The sequence below is a fragment of the Acinetobacter sp. 40AMC3-4 genome, assembly GCF_049898185.1.
GTDB lineage: Bacteria > Pseudomonadota > Gammaproteobacteria > Pseudomonadales > Moraxellaceae > Acinetobacter.
Map to the genome: position 1 here is coordinate 85,323 of NZ_JAFCXG010000005.1, position 14,287 is coordinate 99,609.

Consider the following 14,287-nt stretch of genomic DNA (forward strand, 5'->3'; position numbering starts at 1 on the left):
TCAAATGCAGTTATGTTAGGACACAGGCGAAACCAATAACAATATTCCCAGAAGAGCAAAAATGCTTCGAGTCAGCATATTCAGAAGAAATGTGAGGCTGATACAGGATCGGCTGTAGCAGATTGACTTGCGGGATGATTTTGATTCGGTAAGCCATGCAATATATAAGCTCAAGCGACTTTGAGATAGACCAAAAATATCTGAACTAAACTCAAGCTCAGCAAGGAATACATCATGAAAATTAAGGCCAATAGCCCCGCGACTGGTAAAGACGGTTTAGACAAACAAAATACCAATAAAAAAAGTGAACAGCTCGACGCATATCGCAGTGATGCGACCGAACAGGCACTCACTACCAATCAAGGGGTTAAAATTTCCGATAACCAGAACAGTCTCAAGGCAGGCGTTCGCGGTGCGACCTTGATCGAAGATTTTATTCTCCGGGAAAAAATTACCCATTTTGACCATGAGCGAATTCCAGAACGTATTGTGCATGCCCGTGGTGTCGGCGCACATGGCTATTTTGAGGCTTATCCGGGTAATGAAAAACTGACCAAGGCAGGCTTCCTGACCAATACCAATGTGCAAACGCCAGTATTTGTGCGTTTTTCTACCGTACAGGGCCCGCGTGGTTCAGCAGATACGGTACGTGATATTCGTGGTTTTGCGACCAAGTTTTATACGGATGAAGGTAACTTTGATCTAGTGGCAAATGATGCGCCGGTATTCTTTATTCAGGATGGGATCAAGTTCCCGGATTTTGTACATGCGGTTAAGCCTGAACCTCAGACCGAGATTCCTACCGGTGCATCTGCACATGATACTTTCTGGGATTTTGTTTCTTTAGTGCCTGAATCTGCACATGCGGTGATGTGGGCCATGTCGGATCGGGGTATTCCGCGTAATTTAAGAGCCATTCAAGGCTTTGGTGTACATACTTTCCGTTTTATCAATGCCGAGAATAAAGCGGTTTTTGTTAAATTCCACTGGACGCCAAAACAGGGTCTAGCCCAACTGGTCTGGGATGAAGCACAAAAACTGGCGGGTAAAGATCCGGATTTCCATCGTCGTGACTTATATGAAGCGATTGCCTCCGGTAACTATCCGGAATGGGAACTGGGTGTACAGGTCGTTCCAGAAGAAGATGAAATGAAGTACGACTTCGACTTGCTGGATCCGACCAAAATTATTCCGGAAGAACTGGTGCCGGTGACACCGATTGGCAGAATGGTACTGAACCGTAATGTTGATTATTTCTTCGGTGAAACCGAGCAGGTAGCATTCTGTCCGGGACATATTGTGCCAGGACTGGATTTTACCAATGATCCATTATTACAAGCACGTCTGTTTTCCTATACCGATACCCAGCTTAGCCGTTTAGGTGGTCCAAATTTCCACCAGATTCCAATCAACAAGCCGGTTTGTCCATTCCACAATAACCAGCGTGATGGTTTACATCAGCGTATTGTACATACTGGTCAAGCCAGTTATGAGCCGAACTCGATTGACAATAACTGGCCGGCTGAAACCCCGCCAGCAGCACAAGGCGGTGGTTTTGAAAGCTATCAGGAACGTATTGATGGACACAAGATCCGTCAGCGTAGCGAATCATTCAGTGATCACTTTAGTCAGCCTCGTCTTTTCTATCGCAGCCAGACGCCGCATGAGCAAAAGCATATTGTCGATGCCTATGTCTTCGAGCTGAGCAAGGTGGAGCGCAAATATATTCGTGAACGTGAAGTACTTGAAGTGCTCTGCAATATCGATCTGGACTTGGCACAGCAGGTTGCTGACCAATTGGGTATTGAAATTCCGGCAGAGAAAAAGGCGGCAAAATTGCCAGAGGTGCAGGTTTCACCACGTTTATCTTTTGAGGCATTTAAACCTGAAGATATTAAGGCACGCAAAATTGCGCTATTGGTGCACGACAAGGCCAATGAGGCCAGTATCAAAGCTGTTCAAGCTTGGGCAGAATCAGAAGGGGCTGTGGTCGATGTACTGACCCCAAAACCGGGCCCGGTACTGGGTCAGCAAGGCGAGGTGATTCCTTCCGATGGTATGCAAAAAGCAGAACCATCCATTGCCTATGATGCCGTGGTGATTGCTGACGGTGATAATTACGATGTGGTAATGAAAGACGGTGTGGCGACTCATTATCTGCTGGAAGCCTACAAGCATTTAAAACCGATTGTGTTCCTGGGCGATAAAGGCAAGCTGATTGAGGATCTGCGCTTGGTTAGCGATGAAGGAACTCTGGCAAACGGACAGTTTGAAGCAGTACAAGATAGCTTCAAGACTTTGATCCTGAACCATCGTGTCTGGGCGCGTGAAGCGATTGCGGAAGCAATTCCTGCCTAAACGATCCAATTTATGTTAGAGGATAGAGGCTCCGGCTTCTATCCTCATGGTTTCAAAATGGATGAAGAGATGGTGAGACCGGACGTCAAAAAGTTGTTAGCACAAGCACAGCAAGCCAAATGGAGCAGAGAACAGGACATTTATCTCATTGAACATAATCATTTGCCTTTAGCTGAACTAATGCAGCAACTCTGTTTCAATGAAGAAGAGATTAATGCACGGCGTAAGGTACTAGGGCTGACCACACGTTTAAAACAAATGCGCAAGCTTTCTCATTAACTGACTTTAAAAACACAACAACATTATCCGTATTTTATGAGGAACCGCATGCATGAACCTCGGTTCAATATTACAAAGATTTGAAAATTCTCCTCTGGAGCTACAAGAAAAAATTCAGCACACTTTAATGGAACTGGTGGCGATTTCCGAACAGGTGCCTTATCCCGCTTCCGGAGCGACCTTAAAACGCTGGCAGATACTCAGCCAGGTTTCAGCCAGCAATCTGAGTCTGGGTAAACTCTATGAATCGCATTTAGATGCTTTAGCTATTCTGCATGAACTGAATATTCCGGTAGAACAAAAAGGCTTATGGGCAGTATGGGCAGCAGAAGGTGGCCCCAAACCTTTAACATTGCAAGCAGGAAAGCTAAGCGGAATTAAGCCTTGGTGTTCTGCATCGGTCTGGGTGCAACACGGTCTGCTGACTCACCGTGATGAGCAGCAATATTCACAATTACTGATTCTAGATTTGTCGCAAGAAGGCATTCAGCATCATCAGGATGCCTGGCAGGCAGTGGGCATGCAGCATACCTTGACTGCCCGGCTGGAACTGGATCATGTTGAGGTGGAAAAAGTCGCAGCTCCAAATGCCTATCTGGATCGGCCCGGATTCTGGCATGGCGCCGCAGGTGTGGCCGCGTGCTGGTATGGCGCAACCGTGCGTTTGGCTGAATATTTAAGACAGGCAGTATTGTTAAAACCGCATGCCTATAAGGCCATGTATCTCGGTGAAATTAGTCGGGAGCTTTTAGCGACACAGTCCTTATTTTATCAAGTTGCTGCATTGATTGATCAGCAACCGCAACACGCACATGAGTTAAAGATTCGTAGCCTACGTGCTCAGGTGGAAGCGACTGCCTTAAATGTACTAACTCATGTAGGTAAGGCACTTGGTGCTGGGCCGTATTGTGAGCATCCGCATTTCGCTCGGCTTGCAGCAGATCTTCCGGTATTTATTCGTCAAAGTCATGCTGCATTTGACTTGGAGCGGATTGGCGAGCTGACTGCACAGGAGGAACAATTATGGACGTTATAAGACATGAGATTGTAGGGGATCGTGTCATCCATGGTGAAGGCACAAGACTTGAAGAATGGCGTTCCTGTCAGATCCTGCAACAGATGCCGGAATTTGATATTCCTAAGGTTATTCCTCTAGATGCCAGAGTCTGCATCATTGCCCCTCATCCTGATGATGAAATTTTGGGCTGTGGAGGCCTGATTCAGCGTCTGGACAAACTTGGCTATCAGATCATACTTTTTGCCGTTACCAATGGGACAGCCAGTCATCCCGGCTCTAGTCTGTATACTCCCGAAGAGTTGAACCAGATTCGTCCTGCTGAAACGCGAGCAGCTTTAGAAGAGTTACCTTTAAAACAGAATATCTTGCGGATCGCTTTAGATATTCAAGATGGCAAGGTGGCCGAACAGCGGGATGTGTTGCAACAGCATCTGCAATCTTATCTGCAACCGAATGATGTGTTAATTAGCACATTTGTTCATGATGGACATCCAGATCATGAAATTACGGGGCAGGTCACACAGCAGCTGGCCACTGAACTTCATTTGCCCTGTATTCAGGTCTTGATTTGGGCATGGCATTGGGCAACACCTGGAGATACCAGAATTCCCTGGACCGTCGCTCATCAACTCAAATTAACTGAGGAAGAATTACAATATAAGTCTCGAGCTGCGCGGTGTTTTAAGAGCCAGATCGAGCTTGACCCTACTATTGAACAATCACCGATTCTGCCAGAGCAGGCATTGCAACGTATTTTACAGCCCTGGGAGGTGTATCTGTATGAACAGTAAAGCAGCCTATGATCAGGAATATTTCGATGCGTTATATGCACTGAATCAGGGAGATCCCTGGCAATATGAACAGCGTTGGTATGAACAGCGCAAACGGCAGATTTGTCTGGCGGTCTTGCCGAGCTTGCAATTTGACTCTGCGATTGAAATTGGTTGCAGTAACGGCATCTTCAGTCAGGAACTGGCACAGCGGACAAATAGCTTAATGTGTCTGGATGCCAATGATACTGCGATCCAGTTAGCGCAGCAGCGTTTACAAGATTATTCACATGTGCAGGTGTTACAGCGTGTCGTGCCAGATGACTTGCCCAAACAGAAATTTCAGCTCATTGTCGTCAGTGAGATTTTATATTATCTGAACCCGATTGCTCTGCAACAGGTGCTGACATGGTTGCATACTGCACTGGAACCGGGCGGATGTATCTTGAGTTGTCATTGGCGCGCGCCAATCTCGGGATTTAGCCTAAATGGTGAAGATGTCCATCAGTATCTCAAAGCGCATTTAAACTATTCCCATCGTTTAAGTTTGCAGGATTCCGATTTTTTGATAGATCTCTGGCTGAATTCAGCGCAATCCGTAGCAGAGCAGGAGGGCTTAAGATGAAAAAAATCGGTGTGGTGATTCCGGCCTGTAATGAAGAAGCCTATATTGAACGCTGTCTGTTAGCCTTAAAATCAGCACAAACTTATTTTTTTCAATATTTTAAAACAATAGAAAATCTTCCTGAAATCCAGATTCTTGTGGTTCTGGACCATTGTACCGATAGCACCGCACTTAAAGTTCAGCAAATGGGTATTCCAGCCATCAGTTGCGACTTCCGGAATGTGGGCAAGGCACGCCATTTGGGGATTCAGCAGATGATCGAGCAGGGCTGTGACTGGATTTGCTGTACCGATGCCGATTCATTCGTACAGTGTGACTGGTTTCAGATGATGTTACAGCATCAACCCACCGATGCGATTTGTGGTGTGGTCGAGCTGGATCAATGGGATCATTTAAGCCGGAAAACCCGTCAGGCTTATCTCCGACATTATCAGGACAGCATGGGACATCGGCATGTTCATGGCGCAAACCTGTGTTTTAAAGCTTCGGCTTATATACAGGTCAATGGGTTTCAGCAACTGGACTGTCATGAAGATGTCGATTTCATCCGTCGTTTAGAAAAAGCTGACGCGCAGATTGTCTGGTCGAATCAGCTGAGAGTCACCACTAGCAGTCGTCTTAGCTCAAAAATTGCTGCAGGTTTTGCACATTTTCTACAAAAACTTGAGCTTAAGCAGGCCGCGAAAAAACCGATCAGCCTATGCAAATAAAAGCATAAAACTATAAATTTTATACAATCAGATACTTGTAAAAAATCTTAAAATTAGTGTCTAAAAACTATTCCATTTAAATTTATTCTGTTTATAATTCACGCAAATTCAGCCCCGCAAACTTATACATTCTAGCTATAAGTCTGTGGGGTTTTACTATGGATGATCGGTAATGGATGCCTGAGCCTTCTTTTTTGGTAATACAATGTTCAATCAAACACTGCTTTCTCGAATTCAGTCTCCATCACCATATCTATGGCAGAAAATAGCGACTGCGTTATGCTTCTTTAGCTTGGGCTTTAGTACTGCGGCTTGGGCACCCTTAATTCCATATGCACAGCAGCGCCTGTTATTAAATCATGCTGATTTTGGCCTGTTATTGCTGTGTGCCGGGATTGGTTCAATGTTGGCGATGCCACTGGCCGGCCGACTGGCCAATGCCTTAGGTTGCCGTACTGTTTTAGCCGTAATTCTCAGTGCATTTTTGTTCATTCTGCCTGCTCTGGCTTATAGTCCGAATCATTTAATGATGGCCATCAGCCTGTTTTTCTTTGGTGCCAGTGCCGGGGCTTTGGGCGTGACTGTCAATATTCAGGCTGCACAGATTGAGAAAAAACTCGGTAAAAGTTTAATGTCGGGTTTTCATGGGGTGTGTAGTTTAGGTGGTCTGGCAGGCGTACTGGGCATGACCATGTTAATGGGTTTTGGCTTGGCGCCTTTAACTGGTGCGGTGATTGTCAGTGTGATTTTGCTGCTTATTGCCTTATTTGCTGTTCCTTTGAGCTTGGGCGCTGAGCCAAAAACGGCGGTAGAAGAAACATCATCAGAACAACCTGCGAAAAAAGCAGCACCGACCTGGGCAATTTTAGGTATTGGTCTGATCTGTTTTGTGGCTTTCCTTTCGGAAGGTGCAGCTATGGACTGGAGTGGTATTTATCTTGCTACTGAGTTCAGCCTGCCTGCGGCGCAAACCGGTCTGGCTTATAGTTTCTTTGCTGGTTTGATGGTACTGGGGCGTTTTAGTGGACACCTGATTATTCAGCAGTTTGGTGAAAAAAATACGATTCTGTTAAGCGCACTCTTGGCTGCAACCGGTTTATTAACCGTAGTCTTTGCGCCAGTCTGGCAAGTGGTGTTGGTCGGCTATGCGATTTTAGGTTTAGGTAGTGCCAACATTGTACCGCTGATGTTTTCCCGTGCAGGACGTCAGAAAACTTTGGCTTCACATGTGGCATTGTCTTATGTATCGGTATTTGCTTATACAGGTTCGTTGATTGGGCCAGCATTGGTCGGCTTCGGCAGTGAAATCATCGGATTGAGCTTAGTATTTAGCGTCATTGCGATTGGTCTATTGAGTATTGTGATTTTGAATCATCTCACTGCAGACCCAAGCGAAGTACAACAAAGCGAAGAGATTGTGGCTCCTCTTCAAAACGAAACACCAGCTTAATGCTGGTGTTTTTTTTTACTTAAAAATTTAGGCATGCATACTGAACTGGTTTGAAACTCCTGCAGCCACCGGACGATAGATCCGCAAGCTTTGTGAGTTTTTCAGGTCAGTAATAAACTGATCACGCCAGCGAATAATATCGAAATTTTTCAAGCCTTGGCTTAAATAACGATAGCGCTCTAAACGTTCTGATTTAGACATGCGCAGCGCCTTCTTCAAAGCTTTAGCCATACTGTCATGCTCATAAGGATCGACCAGTAAGGCTTCTTTCATTTGTTCAGCAGCACCGGCATATTTAGATAGAATCAAGACACCCGGATCTAAAGGATCCTGTGCAGCAATATATTCCTTGGCGACCAGATTCATACCATCCCGGATCGAATTTACCCAGCAAATATCTGCCTTACGATATAGTTGCATCAATGCCTCATGGCCCAAAGTATCATAGCTGCAATCGAAAGGTAACCAGTCCGCTGTGCCATGCTGGCTATTGAGTTCATGCACGGCAGATTTAAATTGCGTATACAGGTTCTTATAGGTTTTTACATCCAGTCGGCATGGGCAGGCAATTTGTAATTGCTGGAATTGATTTTTAAACTCCGGTTGATCTTCCAGCAAGCTCTGCAACGATCCGATTTTCTCCAATAAGCCTTTACTATAATCAATCCGGTCAACTGAAATGATGGTTTTATAAGGCTGCACTGTCTCCAGATCAAAGGGAAGCTTTTCCAGATGACTATCTGAGGCCTGATTCTGTAGTTGCACAGGATGCACACCAATCGGATAGCATTTCACATGAATCTTTCGAGATTGATAATTCAGGATTTCATTGTGACGATGCTGCACTTTTAAGGTTTGTTCAAGGAAATTTAAACAGTTTTCCTGATCGCGAGAGGTCTGTAAACCCAGTACATCGTAGTTGGCCAAATGATGTGCCAGATCGCGATGGGCGGCTAAAGTCTGCCAGAGCCTTAGTTCAGGAAAGGGAATATGCAGGAAAAAGCCAATACGGTTACGCATGCCCAGTTTACGGCAATAATGCGCCACGCTTAAAAAATGATAATCATGGATCCAGATAATATCATGTGGAGATGCTACCTGTTTCAGGTGCTTGGCAAAGCGTAAATTGACATCCTGATAGATCTTAAAATCCTGCGGCTGATAATCTACAAGTTGATGCTGATCGTGCATCAGTGGCCATAATGCATTGTTGGCAAAACCACAATAAAAACCTTGATATTGGGATTCAGTCAATGGACTCGTGTGATATTCAACATTTTGATGCTTCAGGATTTGAAACTTCTGCTCTTTCATCTGGTCAACTCGGGATCCATTCCAGCCAACCCAGATACCGCCTATATCCTGCAAAGCATCCTGCAATGCCACCGCTAATCCACCTGCCTGTGTATTGTCTGACTTAGGTAGATTTACACGATTTGATAACACTATGAGTTTCGACATGTAATTTCTCCAATAATAATTGTTGTTGTGCTTTCAATATTTCTAAGAATTCCGCTAGAAAAGCCTGTACTTGAGTCACGTTTTCGAGGCGATGTTGTGCCACGGTGTTGCCTGTACCGACTTTGATAGAGCAGCCTTTGAATGTGTTGATGACTTGAAAACCGGCTTCGTCGGTCAGGTCATCTCCGATAAAAATGGGGTAATGATCACTTAAGTGATATTGCTGAATGATTTGTTGGATGGCTGAACCTTTATTTGCACCTTTGGGCACCAGTTCAAATACAAACTTTCCAGCCTTAAGTTCAAAATCCTGAAAATGAGTAAGACAATTCAAGGCAAATGCATGCACTTGATGCTCTAAATAGGGATGTTCACGAAAATGCAGGGCGACTGAATAGTCTTTAATTTCTATTCGAGTCTGAGGAATATTATTACTATGTTCTGTAATATAATTTTTTAATAATTCAAACTGTTCAGGATTTAAATCAATTAACTTGCTTAAACGCGATTGATAGCTTAATTCCAGACCGTGAGAACCGGCAATATTCCAGTCAAATGGATAAATAATTTTTTGGGCTTGTGCAATTGAGCGACCGGTCACTAATATTAGCTGAATATATTGTTGTAACTCTTTTAAGGTATTTAAGGTTCCGCTCTTAATTATACTTTTTGCTGGATCTGGGTGGAATTCAGAAATGGTTCCATCAATATCAAGAAATAAAACAAGTTTGTGAGAATAAATGATAGGTTTGAGCTGATTTAAAATCACTTGAGGTAATATATAAGAAGATGTAGCAAGTGAATCTTCTAGGTCTTGATCTTCTTTTAGAGTCGACATAAATACTACCTAAGCCTCTGAAGTTAAATTGATTTAAAAGTTAGAATTACCTGAATGGTCATTGCTTTGATTAAATTTATAACATATTTCATTTAACAGACTGGCTTTAAGTGCAGAAACGAAACACTTTTAACAAGTACAGTTACTTTGTAAGATTTAGAAATATTTTGGTAGAAATCCAGTATTGTTAATAAATTTTAAAAATAAATTATGAGGATTTTATATTTTAAGATTTTCTTGGATTGATTGTTTTTCAGGATTTTACATAATAAGATTTATTATTTAATCTTTATTTTTGAATGTGTATTTTGTAATTAATTTTTCAGAATATAGTATTTATTATTAATTTGTATTTTATTTTTTAAATATATGGGGAGATGTAATTTTGAGATCTTTTTAAATAGAATAATCTAAATAAATTTATAAATCAGGTATATATAATTAAAATATTTAACTTAAGTTTATGAAAATTAATAATTTTTAAAATTAGCTAAGCTGTCTTAAAAGAAAAAATACTAATATTGGCTAGAGGGAAATTTCGTATTATCAAATTTTCTTGGGACCAATTGCAGAGCTATACAATTTAAACAGCCTCTTAATTTAGCATCTCAGATTATTTTTTAATTCTTATTGATAAATTTTATCAGAGGATAAAAAATCGAAGAAAGATGAACGCCAGTTCTATGACTAAACTCTGAAAATAACTTGAATATTCTTTTTTTGAATCGAAGCGTAGGTATTAGATGAAGTTGAGCTAAACAGAGAGAAGAGATGTAAAGGTGTCATCGCAAGGACAGAGTAGATACAAAAGACCGAAAACAGATCATTAGTGATCTTACATAGGTTACAAAACTAAATGATGTTTCAATTAAACAGAATTTTTTGCTCAAATGGATATGAGCCAATTTAAAATCAGTAAATGATGACAGAAGAGGAAAGAAATAATTTTTTGAAAAAATAATAAAAGAGCAATCAAAGTGGAGAAAAGCTAAGGGTCGTATCCTATAAGTTAAGAAACCCAACTCAGATACAACCCATCTATTTGCATAAGAGAAAAATACTCAGATTTCTCGCCACACTTCATTTTCGTCTTTTAGAGGAATGGTAAAGTTAAAATCATCATCATTACTGACCAGAAGACTGGTTGGAGTCTGCATCACCACTTTCAAAACAGTACCTGCTTCAAAAATAATAGGGTCGCAGTTTTCTTTTTGTAGAGTCACCGGTTTAAGTAATTCAATTACTGAACTTTCCATAGTTTTTTCCAAAATAAGATTACTTTTCGATAATTAAATCATAGCATGATTTTTGAAAATTTAACTGTTTCTTCAAAAACTGAGAACTTGATCAATGACTTATTCAAATAGGGAGAGGTGCTCTATTTAGATAAAAGATACCTAGAAGACATGCAGTATGCCTGATTTTCATCCTATACTCGCAGTGCTCAGAAGCATGAAGTTCTTTTACATAAACCCGACAGATAACAAGCATAAAAAAGTCTATCAAAATAACGAAAGGTCAAAAACATGATGATTTTTCTGTTTTTTGATATCGCTCGGCTGAATGATAAAAATCGAGAATATAAGGAAAATCATAACGCAGAGCTGAATGATAAAAATAAGTTTCTATAGACTCGATATCTTTCTATCCTTTTTTACACTAAATTGAAAATTAATGCTTTATAACAGTAAAAATCTAAAATAAGAATAAACTATGCGTCATTTGAATGACCAAGAGATATAAGGAGAATTGGGTCGGCATGTTTAAGTCATTTTTCCCGCAACCCGTCTGGTTTTTTAGCAGCCTGATTTTGTGGTTTATCATTAATCTTGTGCTTTGGCATAGTGGCGGATCAGGATGGGGAACCTATCTGGGTTTTCCTGAAGGTTATTTTGATGAAAAGCTTACAATCGGTATCGGGCGTTTCTGGTCAGCTCAATTTATCTGGTTCTATCTCTGGTATTTCATTGCAACTACGATATTTGCGCTGTTCTGGCAATGGAAAGCCAGACACCGATGGCAGCGCTGGTCGGTCTGGGGCTCGGCATTTATTCTGTTTAATATCTGGTTCGGGGTACAGGTCAATGTCGTATTAAACGAATGGTATAGCCCGTTTTATGATCAGATTCAACAAATGCTCACTAAGGGTGGTGGGGATGTTTCATTGCTGTATCAAGGCGCATTAACCTTTATTTATATTGCGATGGTTTATGTCACTTTAGCGGTATTTAACCTGTTTTTTGTCAGCCATTATGTCTTCCGCTGGCGTACCGCGATGAATGATTATTACACCGCACATTGGGAGCAGTTACGTCATATTGAAGGTGCATCACAACGTATCCAGGAAGATACCATGCGCTTTGCCAAAACCACGGAGCAGTTAAGTGTTTCCTTGATCGAAGCGCTGATGTTGCTGATGGCATTCCTGCCGATCTTATATCAGCTCTCTAGTCATGTGAAAGTTTTACCGATTGTAGGGGAAATACCGCATGCTTTAATGTGGGCCTCGATCGGCTGGGCGGTATTGGGTACGGTCATTTTAATGGTCGTGGGAATGAAATTGCCCGGACTGGAGTTCAATAACCAGAAAGTTGAGGCAGCCTATCGTAAAGAGCTGGTCTATGGCGAAGACTATGCTGATCGCGCACATCCGCTGACATTACAAGAACTGTTTAGCCGGGTACGCTGGAATTATTTCCGGTTGTATTTTCACTATGCTTATTTCAACATGGTTCGGATCTGGTACTTGCAGTTAGACAATATTTACGGATTATTTATTCTGTTTCCAAGTATTGCAGCAGGGGCAATTACTCTTGGTTTGATGATGCAAATCCTGAATGTATTTGGCAAAGTACGGGAATCTTTCCAGTATCTGATTCTGTCTTGGCCGACGATTATTGAACTGATGTCGATCTATAAACGGTTGAAAGCATTTGAATCACATATTGATTAATTTTTTCTCATATTATTATCCTGCTTTATTAGCCAAACAGTTTTAGGTTTGGCTTTTTTTAGGGCGAGTTAATTTACAAAATCCAATGGAAAATATCGATCTGACCGTTGGTCAGATGACTTGGGTAAATCGTGTCAGAACCTCCCAATATTGGGGTATTCAGATATTTTTTTCTTGTCTAAAATCCTAAGGGCCAGCCAAGATGGCGTTTAATTTCCGGTGGTTTGACGTATAAAAATAACAAATGTACGTTGAGGAAATTATTCTTATGCTGATCTTGTTCAGGCAATGTTATAGCGGATAAAAGGTAAATTTATTACCCATTATAATAAAGGTCTGTAGCGTTCCCTGAATAAGCCGCCGGAGAAGGACTCACCGCCTTCTTCGGTTTTTTATGTGTTTTTTCTATCTTTTTCTTGAGTCCTGAATGAAATTGTTTGTTATTTGATCTGGCTTAAAAATGATACTTGTGTCAATTTTTATCACATGAAGCTTGGCATAATCAGCAAAGTTGAGGCTGATATGTGCCTTTTTACCATTTAAATATTATAGTTATCAATATCTTGTGTTTGTTGTTTTGTGCTATTTAAGCTATGTTATACGGGATTTTGGGGTTGAGATATTTGCTGTGAAGCTAAAAGTAATAATTCTAATAATAGGGGCAGCAGCTTTAGCTGGATGTAATAGCGTGAATCGGTTGAAATCAGAGGTGTTACATCCTTTTGCCAGTCCGGAAGAACTAATTGCCAAACGGGCTTTGAATCAACGTGATGGTAGTGCAAAAGATTATGTTTATCTTTGGGGACAAGCTCAGAAAAATAACACGACTCAGGCCATGTATCCGCGTTCGATACTGACGCAATATTGTCATGAACAGGGTGGTAAATTTTCACTGCTGTATAAAAGTAATTTTAGTGCAGTGGCAGATGTTGCCCAGCGTAAACGCCTGAGTGCCAATCGGGGTGTTGTACAAGGTAGTGGTGCCTATCAGTGTCGTATGGATGACCTGACTGAAAGCTGGATTGTCTCGATTGAGCCAACTTCTGAACGACAAGTTGATAAATCTAGCCAGACACGTAGTGTTCGACTATTCACCCAGGTCATGAGTCCTTCTCAAGCAAAAAACTTTTATCGTCCAACTAAAGCCAGGGTTGCTTTGGAGCAAACCAAACCTGCATCGATAAAAACTACGACTCCTCCTAAGACTCCTGCCGCAAAGACGACAAATGAGCTGAAGGAATCAGCACGTAAAGAACTGGAGAAGAAAGAATTAGAGCGAAAGGAATTAGAAAGAAAAGAGTTAGAGAAAAAAGAAGCAGAGAAAAAGCAGCTAGCAGCGGCATCAGCTCGAGCTGCGGTAGCAGAAACACCGCAACAAAATCAGATGAAGATTTATGTGGCAGCGCGACGTGATATTAACAGTGGCAAGAATCTGAATAATGCATGTAACAACGCCCAGCGTGCCTATAACTATGGCAAATTGCAGGGCACAGAGGGAACACGTGTCTATACTGAATCAGGGATGCTGGTTGCACGCTGTTTAACCAGTGTGCCGAGTTATAGCAGCCGTTTTTCCAATGCCAAAGGTCAGGCGGTAAAAATTTTGCAAAACCTGGCCAATAATTATAATCATGCCGGAGCAAAGAATATGCTCAGGCAGGTGAAGTAGGACTATTTTTTCCTTCTTAATCCATCCTCTTTCGAGAATCCTTAAAATACATTCTGAGGATGCTTTCACTCGCCTTTTTTTTAAAGTGGCGTCTTAAAAAATGCTGAACAGAGACGGGGATTTCTAATCTCAAACTCACATTTACACTCAATACAC

General features: G+C 41.8%; 12 protein-coding genes. 9 read left to right on the forward strand and 3 right to left on the reverse strand.

What is annotated here, in order from left to right:
- Window positions 1-234: 234 nt before the first annotated feature.
- From katE to ACP7BU_RS07960, 7 genes are all read left to right on the forward strand, one after another.
- Window positions 235-2,358 carry a catalase HPII gene (katE, locus tag ACP7BU_RS07930; RefSeq protein WP_425879631.1) on the forward strand — a complete coding sequence of 708 codons (2,124 nt, stop codon included), beginning with the start codon at window positions 235-237 and terminating at the stop codon, window positions 2,356-2,358.
- 69 nt (window positions 2,359-2,427) lie between these two features.
- Window positions 2,428-2,637, forward strand: coding sequence for a hypothetical protein (locus tag ACP7BU_RS07935; RefSeq protein ID WP_004730408.1), 210 nt, complete (start codon window positions 2,428-2,430; stop codon window positions 2,635-2,637).
- A gap of 52 nt (window positions 2,638-2,689) precedes the next feature.
- On the forward strand, window positions 2,690-3,673 hold the full coding sequence (locus tag ACP7BU_RS07940; protein WP_005247036.1) for a hypothetical protein: 984 nt from the start codon (window positions 2,690-2,692) through the stop codon (window positions 3,671-3,673).
- Window positions 3,661-4,446, forward strand: coding sequence for a PIG-L deacetylase family protein (locus ACP7BU_RS07945; RefSeq protein WP_425879633.1), 786 nt, complete (start codon window positions 3,661-3,663; stop codon window positions 4,444-4,446). The genes ACP7BU_RS07940 and ACP7BU_RS07945 overlap by 13 nt, the downstream gene beginning before the upstream one ends.
- Window positions 4,436-5,050: a class I SAM-dependent DNA methyltransferase gene (locus ACP7BU_RS07950; protein ID WP_425879635.1), complete on the forward strand. Its 615-nt coding sequence runs from the start codon at window positions 4,436-4,438 to the stop codon at window positions 5,048-5,050. The genes ACP7BU_RS07945 and ACP7BU_RS07950 overlap by 11 nt, the downstream gene beginning before the upstream one ends.
- Window positions 5,047-5,760 (forward strand): glycosyltransferase, encoded by a 714-nt coding sequence (locus ACP7BU_RS07955; RefSeq protein ID WP_184413582.1) that lies wholly within the window; start codon window positions 5,047-5,049, stop codon window positions 5,758-5,760. Before ACP7BU_RS07950 ends, ACP7BU_RS07955 begins: the two co-directional genes overlap by 4 nt.
- 205 nt (window positions 5,761-5,965) lie before the next feature.
- Window positions 5,966-7,210: an MFS transporter gene (locus tag ACP7BU_RS07960; RefSeq protein ID WP_155861838.1), complete on the forward strand. Its 1,245-nt coding sequence runs from the start codon at window positions 5,966-5,968 to the stop codon at window positions 7,208-7,210.
- Window positions 7,211-7,237: 27 nt separating this feature from the next.
- Here the strand turns inward: ACP7BU_RS07960 and ACP7BU_RS07965 are convergent, their stop codons facing one another.
- The 3 genes from ACP7BU_RS07965 to ACP7BU_RS07975 form a co-directional block, all read right to left on the reverse strand.
- A complete protein-coding gene (locus ACP7BU_RS07965; RefSeq protein ID WP_425879638.1) occupies window positions 7,238-8,671 on the reverse strand; it encodes a trehalose-6-phosphate synthase in 1,434 nt (477 codons plus the stop codon).
- Window positions 8,628-9,509 carry a trehalose-phosphatase gene (otsB, locus tag ACP7BU_RS07970; RefSeq protein ID WP_425879640.1) on the reverse strand — a complete coding sequence of 294 codons (882 nt, stop codon included), beginning with the start codon at window positions 9,507-9,509 and terminating at the stop codon, window positions 8,628-8,630. The genes ACP7BU_RS07965 and otsB overlap by 44 nt, the downstream gene beginning before the upstream one ends.
- 1,061 nt (window positions 9,510-10,570) lie before the next feature.
- Window positions 10,571-10,765 (reverse strand): hypothetical protein, encoded by a 195-nt coding sequence (locus ACP7BU_RS07975; RefSeq protein WP_004730396.1) that lies wholly within the window; start codon window positions 10,763-10,765, stop codon window positions 10,571-10,573.
- A 503-nt stretch (window positions 10,766-11,268) separates the two neighbouring features.
- Between ACP7BU_RS07975 and sbmA the strand changes: the two genes are divergently transcribed.
- Together sbmA and ACP7BU_RS07985 are read left to right on the forward strand one after the other, a co-directional pair.
- The gene (gene sbmA / locus ACP7BU_RS07980) at window positions 11,269-12,462 is read left to right on the forward strand and encodes a peptide antibiotic transporter SbmA (protein ID WP_004730392.1); all 1,194 of its coding nucleotides are present in this window, start codon (window positions 11,269-11,271) and stop codon (window positions 12,460-12,462) included.
- 688 nt (window positions 12,463-13,150) lie between these two features.
- On the forward strand, window positions 13,151-14,131 hold the full coding sequence (locus tag ACP7BU_RS07985; RefSeq protein ID WP_425879643.1) for a hypothetical protein: 981 nt from the start codon (window positions 13,151-13,153) through the stop codon (window positions 14,129-14,131).
- Window positions 14,132-14,287: the final 156 nt, after the last annotated feature.

Coding starts and splice junctions, on each gene's coding strand:
- katE (WP_425879631.1), top strand. CDS start 235: ATGAAAATTAAGGCCAATAGCCCCGCGACTGGTAAAGACGGTTTAGAC.
- ACP7BU_RS07935 (WP_004730408.1), top strand. CDS start 2,428: ATGGTGAGACCGGACGTCAAAAAGTTGTTAGCACAAGCACAGCAAGCC.
- ACP7BU_RS07940 (WP_005247036.1), top strand. CDS start 2,690: ATGAACCTCGGTTCAATATTACAAAGATTTGAAAATTCTCCTCTGGAG.
- ACP7BU_RS07945 (WP_425879633.1), top strand. CDS start 3,661: ATGGACGTTATAAGACATGAGATTGTAGGGGATCGTGTCATCCATGGT.
- ACP7BU_RS07950 (WP_425879635.1), top strand. CDS start 4,436: ATGAACAGTAAAGCAGCCTATGATCAGGAATATTTCGATGCGTTATAT.
- ACP7BU_RS07955 (WP_184413582.1), top strand. CDS start 5,047: ATGAAAAAAATCGGTGTGGTGATTCCGGCCTGTAATGAAGAAGCCTAT.
- ACP7BU_RS07960 (WP_155861838.1), top strand. CDS start 5,966: ATGTTCAATCAAACACTGCTTTCTCGAATTCAGTCTCCATCACCATAT.
- ACP7BU_RS07965 (WP_425879638.1), bottom strand. CDS start 8,671: ATGTCGAAACTCATAGTGTTATCAAATCGTGTAAATCTACCTAAGTCA.
- otsB (WP_425879640.1), bottom strand. CDS start 9,509: ATGTCGACTCTAAAAGAAGATCAAGACCTAGAAGATTCACTTGCTACA.
- ACP7BU_RS07975 (WP_004730396.1), bottom strand. CDS start 10,765: ATGGAAAGTTCAGTAATTGAATTACTTAAACCGGTGACTCTACAAAAA.
- sbmA (WP_004730392.1), top strand. CDS start 11,269: ATGTTTAAGTCATTTTTCCCGCAACCCGTCTGGTTTTTTAGCAGCCTG.